The 20382-nt window shown below is 39.6% G+C and carries 24 protein-coding genes and 2 pseudogenes; 10 read left to right on the top strand and 16 right to left on the bottom strand.

Going from position 1 to position 20382, the window contains the following annotated elements; genetic code table 11:
• The first annotated feature begins 40 nt into the window (after positions 1-40).
• Positions 41-1246, top strand: a complete 1206-nt coding sequence (locus tag AC6H44_RS05610) for an IS4 family transposase (protein WP_500735106.1) — start codon at positions 41-43, stop codon at positions 1244-1246.
• A 10-nt stretch (positions 1247-1256) separates the two neighbouring features.
• Here AC6H44_RS05610 and AC6H44_RS05605 read toward each other — a convergent pair.
• The 3 genes and pseudogenes from AC6H44_RS05605 to AC6H44_RS05595 form a co-directional block, all read right to left on the bottom strand.
• A pseudogene (locus tag AC6H44_RS05605) lies at positions 1257-2237 on the bottom strand (cysteine desulfurase family protein); the annotation flags it as partial.
• A 115-nt stretch (positions 2238-2352) separates the two neighbouring features.
• Positions 2353-3429, bottom strand: coding sequence for an AI-2E family transporter (locus tag AC6H44_RS05600; protein ID WP_500737919.1), 1077 nt, complete (start codon positions 3427-3429; stop codon positions 2353-2355).
• Entirely contained in the window at positions 3422-3640 is a 219-nt protein-coding gene (locus AC6H44_RS05595; RefSeq protein ID WP_500737918.1) for a hypothetical protein, read from the bottom strand. Before AC6H44_RS05595 ends, AC6H44_RS05600 begins: the two co-directional genes overlap by 8 nt.
• 263 nt (positions 3641-3903) lie before the next feature.
• Between AC6H44_RS05595 and AC6H44_RS05590 the strand changes: the two genes are divergently transcribed.
• Genes AC6H44_RS05590 through AC6H44_RS05570 form a run of 5 tightly spaced genes read left to right on the top strand, consistent with a single transcriptional unit; the run spans position 3904 to position 7425 of the window.
• On the top strand, positions 3904-4548 hold the full coding sequence (locus tag AC6H44_RS05590) for a hypothetical protein (protein ID WP_500737917.1): 645 nt from the start codon (positions 3904-3906) through the stop codon (positions 4546-4548).
• Between the two features lie 12 nt (positions 4549-4560).
• Complete coding sequence (bepA, locus tag AC6H44_RS05585; protein ID WP_500737916.1) at positions 4561-6018, top strand: beta-barrel assembly-enhancing protease; 1458 nt, start codon at positions 4561-4563, stop codon at positions 6016-6018.
• 53 nt (positions 6019-6071) lie between these two features.
• Positions 6072-6419, top strand: a complete 348-nt coding sequence (arsC, locus tag AC6H44_RS05580; protein ID WP_500737915.1) for an arsenate reductase (glutaredoxin) — start codon at positions 6072-6074, stop codon at positions 6417-6419.
• A complete protein-coding gene (wrbA, locus tag AC6H44_RS05575; RefSeq protein WP_500737914.1) occupies positions 6419-6973 on the top strand; it encodes an NAD(P)H:quinone oxidoreductase in 555 nt (184 codons plus the stop codon). The genes arsC and wrbA overlap by 1 nt, the downstream gene beginning before the upstream one ends.
• Complete coding sequence (locus tag AC6H44_RS05570) at positions 6970-7425, top strand: DUF2069 domain-containing protein (RefSeq protein ID WP_500737913.1); 456 nt, start codon at positions 6970-6972, stop codon at positions 7423-7425. The genes wrbA and AC6H44_RS05570 overlap by 4 nt, the downstream gene beginning before the upstream one ends.
• 62 nt (positions 7426-7487) lie before the next feature.
• Here the strand turns inward: AC6H44_RS05570 and AC6H44_RS05565 are convergent, their stop codons facing one another.
• Positions 7488-8825, bottom strand: a complete 1338-nt coding sequence (locus AC6H44_RS05565) for an ankyrin repeat domain-containing protein (RefSeq protein ID WP_500737912.1) — start codon at positions 8823-8825, stop codon at positions 7488-7490.
• Positions 8826-9034: 209 nt separating this feature from the next.
• Positions 9035-9628: an MlaC/ttg2D family ABC transporter substrate-binding protein gene (locus AC6H44_RS05560; RefSeq protein WP_500737911.1), complete on the bottom strand. Its 594-nt coding sequence runs from the start codon at positions 9626-9628 to the stop codon at positions 9035-9037.
• Between the two features lie 295 nt (positions 9629-9923).
• Between AC6H44_RS05560 and AC6H44_RS05555 the strand changes: the two genes are divergently transcribed.
• Complete coding sequence (locus tag AC6H44_RS05555; RefSeq protein ID WP_500737910.1) at positions 9924-10409, top strand: acyloxyacyl hydrolase; 486 nt, start codon at positions 9924-9926, stop codon at positions 10407-10409.
• Positions 10410-10493: 84 nt separating this feature from the next.
• Positions 10494-10733 carry a DUF2897 family protein gene (locus AC6H44_RS05550; protein WP_500737909.1) on the top strand — a complete coding sequence of 80 codons (240 nt, stop codon included), beginning with the start codon at positions 10494-10496 and terminating at the stop codon, positions 10731-10733.
• On the opposite strand, the gene ltrA is transcribed toward AC6H44_RS05550, so the two are convergent.
• From ltrA to bamC, 3 genes are all read right to left on the bottom strand, one after another.
• Positions 10723-11997, bottom strand: a complete 1275-nt coding sequence (ltrA, locus tag AC6H44_RS05545; RefSeq protein ID WP_500737542.1) for a group II intron reverse transcriptase/maturase — start codon at positions 11995-11997, stop codon at positions 10723-10725. The genes AC6H44_RS05550 and ltrA overlap by 11 nt on opposite strands.
• A gap of 781 nt (positions 11998-12778) precedes the next feature.
• Complete coding sequence (locus AC6H44_RS05540) at positions 12779-14167, bottom strand: YjiH family protein (protein ID WP_500737908.1); 1389 nt, start codon at positions 14165-14167, stop codon at positions 12779-12781.
• A gap of 65 nt (positions 14168-14232) precedes the next feature.
• Positions 14233-15291: an NlpB/DapX family lipoprotein gene (gene bamC / locus AC6H44_RS05535; protein ID WP_500737907.1), complete on the bottom strand. Its 1059-nt coding sequence runs from the start codon at positions 15289-15291 to the stop codon at positions 14233-14235.
• A gap of 354 nt (positions 15292-15645) precedes the next feature.
• Between bamC and AC6H44_RS05530 the strand changes: the two genes are divergently transcribed.
• Positions 15646-16179 (top strand): glycine cleavage system transcriptional repressor, encoded by a 534-nt coding sequence (locus AC6H44_RS05530; RefSeq protein WP_500737906.1) that lies wholly within the window; start codon positions 15646-15648, stop codon positions 16177-16179.
• A 10-nt stretch (positions 16180-16189) separates the two neighbouring features.
• Positions 16190-16669, top strand: coding sequence for a thioredoxin-dependent thiol peroxidase (gene bcp / locus AC6H44_RS05525; RefSeq protein WP_500737905.1), 480 nt, complete (start codon positions 16190-16192; stop codon positions 16667-16669).
• A 179-nt stretch (positions 16670-16848) separates the two neighbouring features.
• Here bcp and brnA read toward each other — a convergent pair whose 3' ends face one another.
• The 8 genes and pseudogenes from brnA to AC6H44_RS05485 form a co-directional block, all read right to left on the bottom strand.
• Positions 16849-17061: a type II toxin-antitoxin system BrnA family antitoxin gene (gene brnA, locus AC6H44_RS05520; RefSeq protein ID WP_500737904.1), complete on the bottom strand. Its 213-nt coding sequence runs from the start codon at positions 17059-17061 to the stop codon at positions 16849-16851.
• A gap of 336 nt (positions 17062-17397) precedes the next feature.
• On the bottom strand, positions 17398-17607 hold the full coding sequence (locus AC6H44_RS05515; RefSeq protein ID WP_500737903.1) for a hypothetical protein: 210 nt from the start codon (positions 17605-17607) through the stop codon (positions 17398-17400).
• A 111-nt stretch (positions 17608-17718) separates the two neighbouring features.
• A complete protein-coding gene (locus tag AC6H44_RS05510) occupies positions 17719-18033 on the bottom strand; it encodes a helix-turn-helix domain-containing protein (RefSeq protein ID WP_500738380.1) in 315 nt (104 codons plus the stop codon).
• A 66-nt stretch (positions 18034-18099) separates the two neighbouring features.
• Positions 18100-18234: pseudogene (locus tag AC6H44_RS05505) on the bottom strand (type II toxin-antitoxin system RelE/ParE family toxin); the annotation flags it as partial.
• Between the two features lie 192 nt (positions 18235-18426).
• A complete protein-coding gene (locus tag AC6H44_RS05500) occupies positions 18427-18714 on the bottom strand; it encodes a type II toxin-antitoxin system RelE family toxin (RefSeq protein WP_500737902.1) in 288 nt (95 codons plus the stop codon).
• Positions 18704-18955 carry a type II toxin-antitoxin system Phd/YefM family antitoxin gene (locus AC6H44_RS05495; protein ID WP_500737901.1) on the bottom strand — a complete coding sequence of 84 codons (252 nt, stop codon included), beginning with the start codon at positions 18953-18955 and terminating at the stop codon, positions 18704-18706. The genes AC6H44_RS05500 and AC6H44_RS05495 overlap by 11 nt, the downstream gene beginning before the upstream one ends.
• Before the next feature lie 204 nt (positions 18956-19159).
• Complete coding sequence (locus AC6H44_RS05490) at positions 19160-19618, bottom strand: IS110 family transposase (RefSeq protein ID WP_500737900.1); 459 nt, start codon at positions 19616-19618, stop codon at positions 19160-19162.
• A gap of 142 nt (positions 19619-19760) precedes the next feature.
• Positions 19761-20276, bottom strand: a complete 516-nt coding sequence (locus AC6H44_RS05485) for a hypothetical protein (protein ID WP_500737899.1) — start codon at positions 20274-20276, stop codon at positions 19761-19763.
• Positions 20277-20382: the final 106 nt, after the last annotated feature.

Genomic DNA, 20382 nt, shown 5'->3' with positions numbered 1-20382 from the left:
TGATCAAATTTTTTCACTATAAAAAAACTCACTCATAATCATGAAAGCCACCGAAATATTACACAAAGATATTGCCATTGCCTACCCTGAAATTCATAAAACACGTTTAAATACAGTCTTTACGTTTGTTAACTCAGGCTTGCGTGACCAGCGCGTTACTGTCACTTACCTAGGCCGCGGATTAAAATCATTTTCTAATACCGATAAAAAACATGATATTAAACGCGCAGACCGTTTGATTGGTAATGCTAACCTGCATCAAGAACGTCTTTGTTTCTATGAACATATGACCGAATGCTTAGTAGGCCAGCAACAACACCCACTTATTATCGTTGACTGGTCACCTATTAATGGCGGCGAAATATTTCAAGTGCTCAGGGCAAGCATACCAATGGGGGGAAGAGCGTTAACGCTCTATGAAAAAGTGTATCCTGAAAGCGAATTAAATACCGAAGCGGCTCATCAACACTTACTCGATAGCTTGGCACAGTGTTTACCTGCAGATTGTCAGCCTATTATTTTATCTGATGCTATTTTTAGAACGCCATGGTTTAAAGCCATAGAAGATAAAGGCTGGTATTGGCTTGGGCGCGTCAGAGGCAATGTGACCTTATCTAGCGACCTTGAGACATGGCGAAATTGTAAATCATGGTTTGAGCAAGCAACAGATAAACCACACCTTCTGACACAGATTTACTACGGAAAAACAGTTCGTTTCGCGTGCCAAGGTGTTTTGTTTAGAGGGAAAAACAAGGGACGTAAAAAAATCAAAAAACGGGGTGGGCAATCTCAATGTACAACGGTTAAATACCAACAACAAAAGGCCAAAGAGCCTTGGCTACTTGTGTTTAATTTACCTACACAATTTACAGATAAGCCTCAACGGATTGTGACTTTATATAAACAACGTATGCAAATAGAAGAAAGTTTCAGAGACACTAAGAATGCAAAACTTGGCATTAGTTTAGCCTTTGCAAATTCAAGAAGCGCAGAAAGGTTTGATAATTTATTGCTCATAGCGGCGTTAATGTTGTTTGTCTTATGGTGCATAGGGTACACCGTGTCGGCACAACAAGGGGATGCGGCATTACAAGCGAATACAGAGAAAAAACGACGAGTATTGTCCTATATTTATCTTGGCAAAGAAGTGGTTGATGATCCTAGGTATGAGCCTGATGGGCAGTTCATTATTTATGTGTATAGCCAGTTGTCACTTCTGACTATACAAATTGATAATTTAGGCTAAATTCGTGGGGATCTCTCAGGGTTAAATCATTAACTGCAAAGTTTAAGGTGGTGGGCACTGAGCAGGTAAAATCATGATTAAAAGTAATACTGCCAAAGGTATCAATCAGGGCGCTATGCAGTTTATCTCTATAGTTATTAAGCACTTCAATTGATTTAAATGTCTCGTCTTGTTTATCAAGCAGCAAGCTAAATAGTTTATTAAGTCCGGCAATGCCTGGCAGGTTTTCTGTGCCCGATCGCATTCCGCTTTCTTGGCCGCCACCAGCGATAAAGGGAGTGTATGGACTGCCTTGGCGAATATACAATAAGCCTATGCCTTTAGGTGCATACAGCTTATGTCCTGAAAATGGCGCATAGTCGATGGTTGTTTTGCTAAGATTAAGTTGTTGTTTACCCAATGCTTGTACGCAATCAACCATCCACGTTACATCTTTATTGCGACTACGAATAACATTTTCTATGGCGTTTAAGTCTTGATATACCCCGGTTTCGTTATTAACCGCCATGGTACAAATCATCAAAGCATTATCAATATGCTGAGCAATGAAATCTAAATCCAAAATACCGTTATGGTTTACCGGAATAGCAATAATATCAGCGTTAATTTCAAGCACTGTATTCCAGTGTTTTAACGTATTGGGCACCGCTTTATGCTCAGTTGCCCCATACAATAAAATGGGATTTGACTTAGTATGATGCTTTGCGTTAATTAAGGTCGATACAATAGCGGTTTGTATACCTTCGGTCGCTCCCGATGTAAATAAAATATCGCCCTGCTGCGCGCCAATAACGCTGCGGGCTTTTTGCCGCGTTTGTTCTAATAAATGTTTGGCTTGAATACCGGTTATATGAGGACTTGAGGGATTACCAAAACAAATCTGCATGGCATGACAAACCACCTCTGCAATACATGGCAATACAGGTGTGGTCGCATTTGCATCAAGATAAACTTGGCTTTTGAGTTCATCGGGTAATAGAAAGTCTGACATTAACAACGCACCTTATTACTAAAAAATATATCTTATTACCAATAATACATAATTTTAGTAACAATGAGTAATAATCTTTTTAGTTTTAAAGATGCGTTTGCTATGCTTTTTTATACTATTTACCAAGCTCTTCCGCTATTTCCTCATGTGTGGATGACCAGGCGTTAATAAGTGCCTTGACCAATGACGCCAATGGAATGGCAAAAAACACCCCCCAAAAACCCCATAGCCCACCAAAAAACAACACCGCAACAATAATAAACACGGGGTTTAAATCAACGGCCTCAGAAAATAATAAAGGCACTAATACGTTACCATCAAGTGCTTGGATAATGCCGTAAATAATTAACACAGTCCAAAATGGGGTCTCTAAACCAAATTGAAATAATGCAACCGCGGCAACAGGTATCGTCACCAACGCCGCACCTACAAACGGAATGAGTACCGAAAACCCTACGAGCACGCCTAACAATGCCGCATAGCGCAAGTCCAGCACAGTAAAAGCAATAAAAGACACGGAACCAATAATTAAAATTTCGAATACTTTGCCACGAATATAATTCATTATTTGCTGATTCATTTCATGCCAGACTTGTAAAATTAAGCGTCGTTGGCGTGGGATCATTTTAGCAATACTGGCACTGAGCTCTACTTTGTCTTTAAGCATAAAAAAAACCAGTAACGGCACTAAAATAAGGTAAATTAACCACGTGACTGCATCTTTTAATGAATTAAGTGACGCCGATAATACTACTTGGCCAAAGTCGAGCACCTTGGTTTCTACGGTCACCACAATCGACTGCACTTGTTCTGCACTGATAAGGCTTGGGTATTTAGCAGGTAGGTCAAGTAAAAACGATTTACCTTGTTCTATCATATGGGGTATTTCTTTTACTAAGTTACTACTTTGCTGCCAAAGCACAGGCCCTATAACCAGTATAAGAGTGAGCATAATACCGATAAATATCACCATCACGGTGGTTGTCGCAGTAAAGCGTTTAAAACCGAGCCGTTCAAGGTGCACGACTGGCCAATCCAGTAAATAAGCAATAATGAGTGCCACTAGTACAGGCACAATTAAAGGGCCAAAAAAGTACAACATGGCAACGAGTGCCAATAATAAAAAAAGTAAAGTGACTGAATTAGGATCAGAAAACTTTTTTTCATACCATGCTTTTACATATTCAAACACGTAACGGCTCCACAACTAACAACCCCTGTTGTTTATTTAACTTGTAATAATACGTTTTTTTTCGCAAGTACTGTTCAATATCATCTATGTTTTGCGCATCTGAGATAATAAACGTAATTGCTTGTTGTAACGATATTGCCTTACGCAGCCCTAATTTAAACTGAATAAATTGCTGAGGGCATTTATAAGTGCGTAAATTTAGCTCTAGCATACTCGTTTCGCCACCTATTCACATTAATAATAAGTCCTATAACCGGGTCAACTAAGGTTAACCACAGTTAAATTTAACTTTTTCTTAAAACAAGCTCTGCAATAGTTTATCCTTATAAAGTATATTTATCTTTTAAGATTAGTTTTAGATTTTTACAGGCAACTATGCTTGTGTGTTAACGCTATAATTAGTGAGCTAATTTAAACAACCTTTAACACTTAAAGATAAATACGACCTAAATACTTAGCTCTAAGGATGAATTAATGCCTGATTCGCATAATAAAGCGCAATTGCCCAGCAATCCAACTCTCAAAGAAATTAATTGGTTTAAAAAGCAAATTAATTGGGGGGAGCTTCCACATTTTTATCATTTAGTGGCCTCATCAGTGAGTGAGTGTGAGAGTATCTTAGATCACGGATTTGATAATGCGATAAAACTCATTATTGATAAACGCAATTGGAATCTAGACGCGTTGGGTATAGACCCAAACGAGCTCTATGAAAAAGAAACCAATAACAAACCACGTATTTCATTGCACCAAGTGTTTACCGAGCGCGGCTTTGAATTACAAGCGTACCCTTTTTCTAAAGATACTCAAATTGATCGGTACTCACGACACGATGAGTCAATGGAATTTCACTTGTGGGATCCATTAACCATGAAAACGATTATTAGAATTAACCAGTTACATAAATTTATTGGTTTTTACTTAGACCAAGGTGATGAGGCAGACAAGGCACTTATTTTACATTCCCACAAAGTAGTGCACAAGGTCATTGCTTTTTTACAAACTCAATTGAACATTGTTAAGGTTGATGGGGTCTCAATAAAAGCGTTTTATCAACTATGTGAAAAGGACAGCCGTTTATATACCGATGATCCTAGTAGTGCGTCTGATGAAAAATAACCAAGGAATACAATGCAGCTAAAACCAGCCTTTATTACTTTATGTAGTGCAGCATTAACATTTAGCTTACTAATAAGTGAGCCATTAAAGGCACAAACCAATCTTCAACTTCCCGACTTAGGCACCTCAGCTCTGCAAGCATTGCCGCTTGAAAAAGAAAAAGCAATTGGTGAGGTGATGATGATGCAGATCAGAGGCTCATCGCCATTGATAAATGATCCAGCGCTTGATGAGTACCTTACTACTTTGGGGCGAAAGTTAGTTGCAAACGCTAATGATGTGCGCTTTGGGTTTTCATTTTTTTGGTTAAATAACCCCGAAATCAATGCATTCGCATTTTATGGGGGTCATGTTGGTGTGCATACCGGATTAATTGCACAAGCCGATAACGAGAGTCAATTTGCATCGGTGCTTGGCCACGAAATTGCACACGTAACTCAGCGCCACTTAGCAAGGCGGATTCAGCAGCAACAAGATAATAGCGGACTAACTATCGCCGGTATGATAGCGGGTATTTTAGCCGCTGTTGTTGCCCCGGACGCGGGCATGGCAATTATTTCTGCCAGTCAAACACAATCTGCATTTAGCCAGCTTACTCACAGTCGCTCAGCCGAACAAGAAGCTGATAGAATAGGCATGCAGACTCTTAATAATGCAGGATTTGATGCCAGAGCCTCAAGTGAATTTTTAACTAAACTAGCTGCACAAATTCGTTATAAATATAAGCCCCCTGCGTTTTTACTGACTCACCCATTACCAGAAAGTCGTGTATCCGATGTTCGTTTGCGTGCCGAGCAGTACCCTAAACGCCAAATTGGCTCGAGTCTTGACTTTGCTTTAGCTAAAAGCCGTGTATTAGCACGCTACGATAACACCCCCGAAAACGCAGAAGCCTTATTTAGAAAGTTAATGCGCGAAAACACCTATAACAACGTAGCATTACAATATGGGTTAGCTATTAGCTTGGTGGATCAAAAAAAGCTGGATGAAGCACAACCAATTCTTGATGAATTATTGGCAAATGATGCTAAAAACTTGTTTTATATTGATACCAAAACAGATTTGCTCATTGCACAAAAAAAAGCCGCTGAGGCAGTGAGTTATTTAAGCGAGTTGAATAATTATCGGCCAAACAACCAGGTGATCACCTTAAATTACGCCAACGCGGCATTGGAGGCTGAACAATATGAATTAGCTGAAAATATTCTAAAGTCTTTTTTATTAGAGAAGCCGGATCACAGCTTAGGCAAACAACTTTTGACTAATGCTTACAAAAAACAAGAAAAATTAGCCGCTTATCACGAAGCCAATGCCGATGTTTTATCGCAGTACGGCGCATATTTAAAAGCGGCAGACGAAATACAAAAGGCGCTTAACTTTGTAGAACCAAATGAAAATATAAAACAACAACGCTTAAAAGCGTTACTTACACAATATCGGTTGTTGCAAAAAGAACTTGCGAGGCTTTAAGTCTGAAGTAAGTTCACCTAAAATAACCGCAATTTATACCTTGGATGTATTTTATGTCAGTTACTATTTATCATAATCCGCGTTGTTCTAAATCGCGCGAAACCCTTAACCTATTACAAAGCAAAAACATTGAACCTGCAGTTGTTGAATATTTAAAATCACCACTTTCTTACCAGCAAATTAATTCGTTGATTTCTCAACTTGGTTTTAATTCAGCACGAGATTTAATGCGCACCAAAGAAGATGAGTACAAATCACTTAACCTAAAAGAGGAAGATAACGAATCGGCACTTATTGAAGCTATGGTAAAACACCCAAAACTTATTGAACGACCTATTGTAGTTAACAACAATAAAGCGGCTTTGGGTCGTCCACCTGAAAATGTGTTAAGTGTTTTATAATGAGCGAAACCATCGTGGTGTTGTATCACTCAAGTCATGGCTCTGTGGAAGCGATGGCGCATGAAATTGCAGAATCTATAGAGCAACACGGTGCAACCGCCTTATTGCGTACTTTTGTGGCTAAAAATCCGCATGATATTGTGATCAGCAAAGAAGATTTAATCAGCTGTGATGGACTTGCATTTGGCACACCTACCCGTTTTGGTATGATGGCCTCACAAGCAAAAACATTTTGGGAAACCACCAGCGACCTTTGGCTTAAAGGCCAACTCATCGATAAACCTGCCTGTGTGTTTTCATCATCAAGCAGCATGCATGGCGGTAATGAGGCAACCCTACTTAATTTATCTTTACCGTTATTACACCACGGAATGATGTTAATGGGTGTACCCTACGATGTACCCGAATTGCTTGGCACCAAAACAGGTGGCACACCCTATGGCGCATCCCATGTTGCAGGCAGCAATAATAGTGCAACCCTGAGCAAAGATGAAATAAAAATATGTCAAAGCGTGGGAAAACGCTTGACCCAAGTTGCGAGAAAACTAAAATGATCCACGCGAGCACACCAGTTAAAAAACCGATTACGATTAAATTTCAACGCTTAGCCTTATTTGGTTATTTTGGCTTAATTATTTTAATGCCCCTTTGGATGTTTGTATTATCACCTAGGGAGGGCCACAGTAACGCCTTTCTCTTTATTGTGTATGTATTGCCATTATTACTCCCGCTAAAAGGTATATTGCAAGATAAAACCTACACCTATGCGTGGGCTAACTTTATTGTTATGTTTTATTTCATTCACGGTTTTACACTGTTATGGGTGGCACAAGATGAATTGGTATGGGTATTACTAGAATTGTTATTTGCCTCTTGCATGTTTATTGGCTGTACTTATTACGCACGGCACCGTGGTCAAGAACTTGGATTAAAAATTCCTAAACTCAAAGATGATCTCGCTGAGGAAAAAGCCGCACACGAGCATAATAAGCACAATTCGCAATAAATGTCCTACAATGCAAAAACGCGCTAATTAGCGCGTTTTTTTATAACCAGTATCAATTAAACTTAAACTAATTCACTCAGGGCCGCTACTGCAACGATACAGGCTAAGCCTAGTTGTGCAACAAGGCTAAAAACAGACATTATCCTTAGCAAAAACAATCCCCATGGATGTTTAATATGCGGATACAATGAACAGCGTTTTAAACTAGTTGCAAAGAAAAAACACACGACTGCGGTCAGTGTCATAAATAGGGTTAGTTCACTTTTTATGGTGATGCTTTCATCAAAAAAGAAAAATAATTGCAGGGGTAACAATAAAGCGACAACAGCATGTAATACATGTACTTTTTTAATTCGCTCTAACTGCCCCTCAGGCGACAACTCTTTAATACCAAAATCACGTTCAAGACACTTAACTAAGTTGCTCGCTTTTATACTCACGGCTAATCGGTAACAACTTAGTCCCTCTTTATTACGCGATCTAAAATCATACCCAGCTTTGAGTAGTAAAGTCATCAACGATTCATTCTTACTCATTACTGCATAATGTAATGCTGTATTACCTTGGCCATCTACTGCTTGTTTATCTTGATGCTGCAACAGTATTTCGACTACATTTACGTAGCCTTTTTCTGCCGCCCACATAAATGCTGTTTTATTATCATCGTCTGCTAAAGTCCCTGTAGCGCCTTGCTCAATAAAGCGCATTGCCATGGTTTGCTTTGCTTTTTTCTTGTTTAAATGCGCAAGTAAGGCATTTTCTAACAGCACAATAGAGTCAACATCAGGAGAAACCTGGGTTAACAAGGTAAAGTAATCTTTACCTGCCGCTACTTTTTCGCTGGTAAGCACTGCTAAATGCTCAATGTCAGCAATTGACTGAGGAATATGTGTGCTTAAGCAATCTCTAAAGTCGACCTCTTTCCAAATAGATAAGGTATCTGCGCCAGACAATTTCGCCCCTTGTTCAAGAGCGTGCTCTATTAGCGTAAAAAAGCGTTTGCTAAAAAACAAACTAATTAATGAAACCGGTGTTTCAATGTCACTTTGCACCGAGACACTTGCATACTTTTCAAGTCGCTGGCACAACATGAGCACAATATTTTCCATACTATAATCATTGGCAAAATAATACTCTTTTAGGGCAGCAATGTAGGCTTGTGCATCTTCATCATATTCACAAATATGCTGAAAATAACATTCTTCAAAAGGCTCAAGCGGGGTTAACCAGGTCAAATAATAAATTGGCGGTAAAACTGTGGTACATACACCATCATCCTCTTCAGTAGAACGACAGGCAGGCCAAGCTTCTAAAGCATCTAAAATGAAGGCACCGTTTTGTTCAACCAGCCCTTTGACCAGTAACGGGTATTCCTTTGGCCAAATTAGTACATTTTCCATTAAAACAACACAACTCCAGTGTAGCTCGGGTGAGTAGCCAGTTATAACAGTTTTTAGCTGACACCACGCTTAATCAAAGAAGCTAATATTCTACCACAGCTAGATAGCCAAGCTAGCGTAAACTCATGCAATATAGGCCAAAATACAAAAGCAGCCAACAACATATGTTATTAGCTGCTTTAAGGTTGGAGCTGTTAATTGCAATAATACTAGCTTTGCTGAAGTTCTTTAGTAACTTGGTCTAAGCCTACATCAGAAATACGTTGAATGATCTCTTTTTGCTTAGCACTGAGTAGCGAAATCCCCTCGGCAACAATATCGTAAACTTTCCATTGATTATCATTACCTAAACGCAGTTTAAAATGCAAATCTATGCTTGGCTTATTGGCTTCAATAATTTGCGTTTTAACCGTAGCAAACTTAGCGTCGCTTGCAGCAGAGTCTTGTTCAAAGAGTACATCTTGCCCTGTGTACTTCATAAGCGCACCAGCATAAGTACCTGTTAAATAATGATCAACAGCATTAATAAAGGCAACGCCCTCTTCTCGGCTAATACCTTTAATATGTTTGCCTAATAATTTAAACGACACAAATTTAACATCAATATGCGGCATCAAGCGCTGCTGAACAATTGAAGACATCGCCTCTTTGCTGGCATCGCCCTTCGCGTTAACCTGTCCAATATCGTTAAATAATGATTCGGCTACAGTTTGCAATAACTGCTTAGGTGATGGCTGCGTTTGTGCATACAACGTACTGGTAAAAAAAACAGCGATTACTAGTAAAAGTTTAATGAGTCTCATAATTAGTGCGTACTTAAATTATTAATGTGAGTATAATTTACGTAAATAACCCGCAATAAAAAAGGCATAAATAAGCACCTTATTAATGCCTCATTGGCACCAATTGAATTACTTAAATAAATTCAACTGGTTGAATAATCCAATTAACAAGCCATATACAAGCGGCTTTTTGTCCTCATTGAAAACACCCATTCAACGCCCTTATTATTCAGTCACTATTTTAACTTAAGCCCTCGTTGGTCGTTATGAAAACCTCATACAACAGATTGTTAGTCATTGTTTTTTCCTCTTTATATTGGTAACTAAAGCCGCTTATGCATCGTCTAATCACGGTTACGCCGTCGATTTATTAAAAGGAGAAGGCAAGGTAACAGGGGCAAAGCTTGCGTATCAATATCATCCAAAAGGTATGCAAAACTTTGTAGGTGATGCACGTTTTTATTTAGAAACCAGCGTTAACTTATGGCAATACCGCCATAATGAGCAATCACAGTCCAACGTGGTATTAGCGGTCTCACCTGTAGTGCAGTTTCCAGCATTTAGCGTATCTAATACGCCCTTTTATGTGGAGGCTGGTATTGGCTTTTCATTACTTGATGAGCGCTATTTTGCGGGTAAAAACCTAAGCACTCACTATCAATTTGAAGACAGGATAGGCATAGTGGCTGACTTTGGTGAAACCAATATAGCACTGCGTATTATTCACTATTCAAACGCAGGATTTAAAGCGTCCAACCCAGGCATTAACTTTTTAACTTTATCGGTGGCACAACGGTTTTAAACACCTGCTATAAGCATTCGAAATATTGTCATTTTTACTTAAAGTGATCATAATCATGGCCTAATTAATCATCACAGTATCGTAATGCACACTTGGCAAATTGTACTCGTTATCGTGATTGTACTGGCTATTGTTATCGGCAACTTGGCACTGCTTCGTTTAAGTGCAAAAAGCGAATTTAAACCCGCAACACCGAGCCAATCCTCGCAAAAAAAAGAAACATCGAGTAGGGTGAGGCTTTTGCCTCATCCCTCTCACAGAACCGTACGTACGGACCTCGTATACGGCTCCTGTATTCTTCTATCCCTTCGGCTTATTTACTAAACGCCGATTGAGCAAGCCATCCTGTACTTACTTTTTCCATTGAATATAAACCTAGCTCTTCAAACCATTGGTTTGGCATTGCTACACTCGATAATGGACTTAGGGAGTTTCGCCATGAGTTCATTTTTATAAACTTAAATGGCGGCTTTTTCCCTAATTGTTTTAGTCGTTTATGCAATCTCGCTGGATTTTTCCACAACCTTAACTGAATGGCCCTTAATCGGCGTCTTAACCACCCCGCAAGCTGAGTTAATGCTCGTTTACAATTGGCTATACTGAAATAATTTACAAAACCACGCACCACTGGGTTTAGTCTTTTTATTATTTCAACTAAGTTCATGCCGCTATTTCGTTTTGTTAATCGTTTAACTTTTTGTTTGAAGCCTTTGAGTTTTGACCCTTGGATCCATGTCCAATTACACCCTATCTCCACTCCCAAAAATTTTACCCCTTCACTGCTATGCGCTATGTGGGTTTTCTTTTGGTTGACTGTTAACTTCAAGTCTTTCTCCAGTATCTGGGTTGCTACAGTGAGTGCATGTTTCGCTGCTTTTTCTGTGCAGCATAAGATCAAAATATCGTCGGCGTACCTCACTATTCTGTGATTTCGCTTTTTCATTTCTTGATCGAACGCATCTAGGTAGATATTCGCCAACAATGGACTGATAACCCCTCCTTGTGGACTCCCTACCTCACTCGCTTCCCAATGATTGCCTATCATTACCCCACTTTTTAAAAACTGATTGAGCAGCTTTAAAATGCTACCGTCTGTCACTTTACGTTTGACGCTGCTAATAATTAAATCGTGATCTAACAGGTCAAAGCACTTCGACAGATCCATATCAACCACCCACTCACGCTGATATTTACGAATAAATACCGTGGCTTTGCTGATGGCATCATGGCAGCTTCGTTTCGGCCTGTACCCATAACTTGATGGGTGAAAGTCGATGTCGAAGATCGGTTGGAGAATGTTCAATAGCGCTTGTTGTACTATGCGATCGCGAACTGTTGGAATGCCCAGCAATCTCACGCCGCCATCGTCTTTCGGTATTTCTATCCGTTTGACCGGCTGCGCGCGATACTGCTTGCTTTGCAGTTCTCGTTGCAGTTGTTTCAAGTTTTCTTCTAAATTCAAGGCGAACGCGGCTATGGACTGCCCATCTATTCCGGCGGCTCCTTTTGCTGCTTTCACTTTTTTGAATCCCTTGTACAGGTTATTAATATCTAATAATTGCCCATACAAGCTGTAGTAAACTGTCATCAATTGCCTTTGCTTGCGGTATGTCTGTCGTTTCACATTGATGTATAGTGGTGTCCTTCATGATGACATTAGGTGTGCTAGCCCAGTGGCAATCTGCCTAAGTGGTCAATCATTACTCCCGTGCTCGGCCTTTAATTCTCAGCGTCCACATTCCTGCTTAGCCGTCATCTCTTGCCTATTTCCGTCGAAATACATGTGAGCCTATACGTCGATATTCCTGATTTTCATACTCTTAAAGAATACTTCCCCCCTTCGCAATCAATTAAAACTTTTGATTTAAATTGACCCTATCAGACACGCTGCTGATAGTCGGCTTGGTTTTGCCCTCCACACCATTACTGGCTTTCATCGGCCTAGCCTTACTCACTACTACGGGTTCATCTGCCACCTCACACCGACGTTAAACCTTGGGTTTCCCCTTGAGTTTAGGCCACTTATTTACACTAAGTTTAGATGCCAGGCTTCCCCAGTTACTGAACTGGCTCCCTGTTAGAAATTCCACCCTCAAGCACAGCATTGGTCTGACTAAGTATAGGGCGTTGCGCTATTTTGCACGCTGACCCACCAATGCTGCCGAAACAGGTTACGGTTAGTTGTGTACCTCTAACTTCTTATGGCTTCCTTCAGACCCCACCGTTGGCCAGTGACGCCCTTGCCATTCAGATTATCTTCCCCTTAGTCAGGGTGATTCAGATTTCTTTCAACCTGACGGGTTTGCCAGCTTCGCTGGGCAAACAAAAAAGCCCTGAATAATCAGGGCTTTTTCACCTAAACAGTTACGTTAGCCAACTAACCAGTGTGCCATTAAGGCAATAACAGGTAAGGTCACTAAGGTTCTAAGGATAAAAATAACAAACAGCTCAAAAATATTCACCGGTATTTTACTGCCTAACAAAAGCGCGCCTACCTCAGACATATAAATCAGTTGCGTTACACTCATTGCCGCAATAATAAACCGTGTTACATCGCTTTCAATTGAGCCTGCAGCTAAAATAGAAGGAATAAACATATCTGCAAAACCGACCATAATAGTTTGTGCCGCCATTTCGGCTTCAGGTATTTGTAACAGCTCTAAAAATGGAATAAACGGCATGCCTAAATACTGAAATATTGGCGTATATTCGGCAATAATTAATGCAAACGTACCTACCGCCATTACCACTGGTAATACGGCAAACACCATGTCAAATGCGTTATGCACGCCCTCTTCAATTGTGCCCTTTAACCCAGGTGCTTGTTCTGCTTTAGTCAGTGCTACATCTAATGAATGTTTAAATAAAGTTTTGCCATCAGGCACCAATTCGGAATTTCCATCGGGTTTTTCACCATCAATAAACACGTCCTTTTTAAAACGCAGTGGTGGTAAGCGCGGGACAATAATCGCAGCAACCACGCCGGCTAAACACACCGTTAAGTAAAAAGGGGCAAATAAATATTCAAGCTTTACTTGACCAATAACAACCAAACAAAAAGTAATTGAAACCGCTGAGAAAGTAGTGCCAATAATCGCAGCTTCTCGCTGTGTATAGTATTTATCTTCATACTGGCGCGCGGTCATCAAAATACCAACACTGCCATCGCCTAACCACGAAGCAACACAGTTAACGGCACTACGTCCAGGTACGCCAAATAACGGGCGCATTACTTTAGTTAACAAGGTGCCCACCAGTTCAAGTAAACCAAAATTAAGTAATAAAGGCAGTAATAAGCCCGCTAAAATAAACACCGAAAATAATACCGGTAATAAATCTTTTAATACTAATAAACCGGTATTTTCTGAGGTAATGGCATGTGGCCCAACTTGAAAGTAGGTAAGCAGTACAAACGCCATACCAAATAACCGTGTTACTAACCAAATCCAACTCACATTAAATAAATGATTTAATAAACGAAATTTGGTTAAGCTTTTCGGTTTGAAGACACTAAACACCAGCGACATAACGCCAGCAATACAAATAATAGTCGTGATCAGCCCAAGCGCGATATTACTTAATAAGCCTTGGATTGCTTTTGCCATTACCGCAATAGGAATTGTCATTATTTCACCAGACGGTACTGGCGTCATAAACAAAAACACACCGATTAAAGAAGGAATTAAAAAAACCAACCATACTTTCAGATCATAATTTTTTTTCTCTGGTACTGGGCGTGATGGATTAAACTGAGACATATTTTCAACCTGTAAAAACCACAAAAAGAGCAAAGTGCTCTTTTTGTGGTAACTATTTATAATTATTAAATTTTAATACCGCGCTTAATAAGTGCCGCTTCTAATGCTTGTTGTAAACCATTCATCGTACCAGGTTCAAGCGTTTCGCCTTCCTTATCCATCCACGTTAAACTGGTGCCACCTTGTTTGGTTTTGCTAACCAAAATTTGGTATTGGCCTTCATCAATTGGTAGCTCAGTTGGTTCATCACCCCAAATTGAATCCCATATACTGCTTTGTGCTTTTGCATAATCTGCTGTGATTAAACCTGTCTCTTGGTTTACTTCAACAATAATGAACGACAAACGCTCTAAAAATCCAGAAAAGCGATCGAATACCGTATCGTAAGCTTGCTCAGTAACAAGTGCTGCATTACCTTTATTATCAAACCCAAGCTCTAATGAAATAATCCCTTGGCGCTTTCGCATATCAACTTCAAGCTGGCGATAGCGGTAATCAAACTCATTCACTACTTGATTAAGTGCACGCACTTCAAGCTGCTGCTTTAGTAGATCAGTTAACGGTTTATCCCCTTTAAAGTCAATAAGCTCTGCAGTTAAAGACGCCGTGCGCTGATGCTCTTTTTCTTCAATAGTAAATTTAAAACGTTCTAAATCAACACTTTCATCATTGCCCCATAACCAACTTTCTTCTGGCTTAATAATGGCATACCAATCGGTTTCAAGTGTTCCTTGCATTTTATCTTGCTGCGTTGCACTGATATTATTATCAGTAAGCACTGCTTGAATCGAGTCCCAAATGAACACATCTAAATCATCAATGCCATCATTTTTATCAAAGTAAATACGTGCTTGTTTATCTGCTTCCTCAACCCAACTACCTTTGGCAACAGTTAACACTTGCGCCGGTGGACGATAGTTTGTTGCCTCCGGATTATTATCGTATTGACCCACATCCATTTTATAAACAGGATCTTGAGCTGGTTGCGATAACGATGCGGGCGCTTTAACCGGCTCATGGGCGCGGTAATTACGCTTATTATGGGCATCACTTGTAAATACACTACACCCTGACAAACTTACCAATACACTCACTGCGAGTGCTTTTGGGATCCAATACTGCACAGATAATTCTCCTTAGCATACCCTTAATTGTTTTAACAAATATATGAGTGGGTAATGCCGATTTGGTTCAGTGTAAAATCAATATTAACTTTACATTTATAATTTGCTTGCCTAACCGTTACTAAGCCTGTGAGATAACAAACAGACTAGACTACAAATAGACACATTTTTGCTATGGTACTTTCACACGCTTGTAAAAACAAGAAACACTGCATTTTAACCGTTTAAAATTAACCGTCGCTGTAGTTTAACCTTATTTTTGTGTTAAACTTTGCCGCCGTGCAACGCTACGTGTTTATTTTTTGTTGTTAAGTCGGTTGTTTTCATCCAAGTAACTTAGGTACTTTAAAACCCATGACTGCATTTTCAAATCATCAAATTGTTTTAACCGCAATTGGCGAAGATAGATCGGGTATCGTCAGTGAACTAACGCAGCTCGTAAGCGATTGCCACTGTAATATTATTGATAGCCGTATTGCTATTTTAGGCAACGAATTCACCTTTATTATGTTGCTTAGCGGCGATATGTCAGCAATTAGCCGTATTGAGCATACACTACCTACAAAAGGTATGGAGCTTGGGCTACTGACTATGATGAAGCGTACTTCAAGCCATAATCAAAGTGAGTTTTGTGCAGGCTACACCCTAGAATACACCGGCATAGACACCCCTGGTACACTCAGCAAAGTAACCCGTTTTTTTGCGGACAATAATATTAACATTTGCTCATTAAAGTCAGACACCTACGAAGATAAAACTGAAATTAAAATGCGCTGTGAACTTGAATTTAACATTCCTGTTGACGTTGATATTGACCAATTTAAAATTAGTTTTGAAAACCTTTCGCATCTTTTAAACGTAGATTACATCTTTCGACGTATTCGTTAAGGAGTTTAACATGAACAAAATTAACCCACTACAAAGTGGTGACACAGCACCGGCTTTTAGCTTACAAAACCAAAATGACGAAACCGTCGTGCTCAGCGAGTTATTAAAAGAAAAACAAGTATTGGTATACTTTTACCCTAAAGCGTCAACACCAGGCTGTACTGTACAAGCCGAAAACCTGCGTGATCAACAAGCTGAGCTTGCTAAATTTAACACCCGTGTTGTTGGCATAAGCCCAGATCCCGTTAAACGCCTGAAAAACTTTGAAACAAAAAAAGAACTTAACTTTGACCTACTCTCAGATGAAGACCATGCCATTGCTGAGGCATTTGGTGTGTGGGGCTACAAAAAGTTTATGGGTAAAGAGTACGATGGTATTCACCGCCTCACTTTCTTAATAGGCCAAGATGGTAAAGTTAAACACTTGTTTGATAAATTTAAAACCAAAGATCATCACCAAGTGGTGCTAGATTATTTAGCGGCCGAATAAAGGCTAAAGGCTAAAGGCTAAAGGCTAAAGGCTAAACAAGATAAAAATAAAAGCGTTGCTTAAGGGCAACGCTTTTTTTCGGGTGGATTACCCGAGCAACGCTACCACGAAACGAAAAATGCCATGCGTTGGAAATCACGGTTAGTTGTTTAGGTTGAAGTGTGGTTATGAGCTATATTTTAAAGCCTTTCAGCTAGCCAAGTCTTGATAATCGACTGTCGCGTAACACCTATTCGGCTAGCTTCATGATCCAGTGAGTCTAACATCCATGCAGGGAAATCAATATTTACCCGTTTCTGATTTTGCATGGGGCGCTTAACTTTAGACAAATCTAAATCATCTAAAATATCATCGTCGCTTTCAAACTTGGCATCAAATTCATGCGCTTTCATATAAGTTCACCTCCGCTTTACGTGAACGTCTGACTGAAATAATCCTAATGTTTAATCCATGCTATGTAATGACGCCAGACCAATGCTTACCCTTTTACTCATTTTGCAACTTACACTTTAATGATTGCGGAAACGGCTAACGCAGGCTAAAGCTAGTAACACGGTAAGAAAAAAACTCACTAACGTATTACCAAGCATCCACCTAAAAAAGATATCTGAAAGAGCCAAAACAAAAACCGACCAAAGCCATGGATTTTATATTCTGCATGTTATCTAAAGCACCTCATAACACAGGTAAGCCGTCCCAGCCACGATAGTGGCAACAACAGCACCTTGTTATGTGTTTTTACTATTATGTTTTTTACTAATCGTTGATTTGGCTAATATGATAATTGCGATTAACCCCAAGCCCAACAGCACGGCTAGTAGAGGAAAACTAAACTGCTCCCGCGCTTTAAAGATCAGTATTAAATACACAACGACTATGCAAGCCAAAAATATAGTGCTGATCAAACCAACGTATTTTTTCAAAACAACTTTATCCATGATGTTCAACTTAAAACACATAATCTTTTTTATTAAGGTGTGAGCGGCGCTTGGCTATACTTTGAACGAAGCGAAAACGGCAAGCGTTGCGAATCACTCTTAAATGCTTTGTTATAGCTCAGCGATGTGCGACAGGATTTCCGGATGACGCTGAACCAATTTTAAAAGGGTTACCGCTTGTCCATTTGATGCGCTACGCCCTTGTTCCCAATTTTCTAATGTACGAGATGATGTATGCAGTAAGCGTGCAAACACACCACGAGACATATTAAATTGTTCACGAATACTCACGATTTCATTAGGTGAAATATCTAACTCACTAAAATCGTTAACTTTATGAGTTTTAAGGGTTAACTTACCCTCAGAATGTTCTTTAGCCTCAACAAGAGCTGCACTTAACTCTGTAAATAGATCACGATTGCTCATTACGCCACGCCTCCATAAAGCCTTTAATTGTTTCTTTTGCTCTGCGGTTAAATCGAATATTTCATTCTTGCTATAAATTGTCAGCAAGTAGAAACGACGCTTTTCATCGAGGAAGTAATAAATAACACGAGAGCCACCACGCTTGCCCTTGCCTTTAGTTGCAACTCGAATCTTTCGCAAATCACCTGTACCTTGAATCACATCACCCTATTTCGGGTTAGACATTAATTCAGCTTGAAAAAGCCTAAACTCTTCATCGCTGAGATACTCATTACGGTACTTTTCAAATATGGTTGATTCAACAAATACACTTTTCATATAAAAAATATACGCAAATAACGTACAGACAGAAAACTGTACATGACTAACGTAGTTATAATTTTTATGCTGCTGTTATGAGAACCTTGATGCTAGCTTTTTGTATACTGCATCATTATCTCTTTTACCAATAGCCAACACATACACCACAATTTCAACGTCGATGACTTCGTAGGCTAAGCGATAGCCCGCAGTGCGTAGTTTGATCTTGTAAACTGAGTCATAGCCACGAAGCTTAGATGAAGGAACATGTGGATTTTCGAGACGCTCTTTAAGCTTCTTTTTAAACTGACTTTGAATTGGTGGAGCTAACTTGCTCCATTCTTTTTTAGCGGTAGGTAGAAATTTAAGCTTATAAGTCATCAATATCTACTTCCACGGCTTCAGATAACTCACCGCGACGACTTTCAACTAGTTTAGCAAGCTCGTAGTCATCGAGCATATCCAGCAGAAACTCATAAGTTTCTGCTGGGACAAGATAAGCTGCTGGCTTATTGTGGTTCAGAATAGCAATAGCAGAGCCATCAGCTTCGTTTAGCAAAGCGGTGGGATTTTTCTTTAACTCAGAAATACTTGCTGAAAAATCAGCTAAAACCTGTCTCATAACAACACCAATTAAGCATTTAAATAAGTGCTAACTTTAGATCTTATTTTAATTCTTAGCAAGAAATTTGATTGCAGCATAACATTTTAGTATTTATGCGACATGCTGTTTGTCGTCAGGGTCATCCATTAGAAAACTTGCTCAACATCTACGCCTTTTTTGATAGCGGCCATTTGCTTTATTTTGTTGCTGCTGAGCTTGTAGTCAAGATGTCGCATATAACAACTTTGCACTGACTGATAATACGTTTTTAGTGGACTGTTGAACAATGTCCATTCGTTTACGCATTAAGTCGCGAACAGCCCTGAGTTCACGCGGGTAAATATAGCCCTCAGGCAGAATATTTAGACGTAGCATTTCAGCCAGCCAGCGTGCATCACTATGGTCATCAGCATGTTTTAAGCCTGAATATTGTTGAATTGCCGCGGGATCCGCTAAGTGAAGTTTAAACTCGGCATCCATTAATGCATCAACTAACCAATACCAATTAAAAGTTGATTCAACAACAAGCCCTGATAGCGTGTCTTTATAAGGGGTTAGAAAAGATAAAATGACAGACATATCATTATTTAAACGCTTAGTGGTAAGCGTTTCACCTTGTTCGTTAATGATAGCAATAACACTATTATTTGAATGCAAGTCAATTCCACCATATAGTTTCATACTAAGCTCCTCGAGGTACAGTTTATGTTTTGTTCAACACAACTGTATCGAAATACTCGAGGAGCTTTCTATATGATTATCAGGTCTTTTTTTTGCCTCTTATCGTAAAAGGCAAGATGCAAGACCTGACCCTGACGAATTCTTACTCGTAGCCAATGATAAAGCACCCTTTAACATTGATGTAGTTTTGCTTTTGAAAAAATGAGCTAATACGCTTGATAACATGCTCATATATATTTGTTTTACCACCGCTATTAGTTTGTCGGATGATCGGAACAACTAGCAAAAGGTAATCAGCCTGTTCGCAGATATGGCACTTCCAAATGTCTAATAAATCCATGTTATTTGTAGTGGTCTTACCGCGCTCTACTTCCATGATTAAACCCGTAGCATTTAACGTAATATAGTAGTCTGGTCGTAGTTGAGCAGTAGCGTAAGAAGAGAACATACCTTTTTTCTCACTACTCATTCCTAACTCGGTGCACTTTGGCAATATGATATCTTGTATTTGGTGACTCTTTGCATTCACCTGATGTGTGCTGTTTAATTCTTTAGAAACTTCAGGCAGGCACATGTAGCCATGGATTTCCTTGGCTATTTTTTGAGCCATGAAAAATTCTGGCTCTTTAGTTTCTTGTGAAAATTCGTGGTATTGCATAACTTCCTTTGGCAACTAACGCTGAGGTAAGTTGGCCGTAATGCGGCGTGGCTTTTGTGGCAAAGTGAGCGAAGCGAGCCACAAAATGCGGAACGTGTTACGGGTC

The sequence above is a fragment of the Pseudoalteromonas sp. TAP-3C genome (assembly GCF_059888565.1).
Note: the sequence above shows the minus strand (reverse complement) of the source record. Positions and strands in the feature narration are given on the sequence as shown.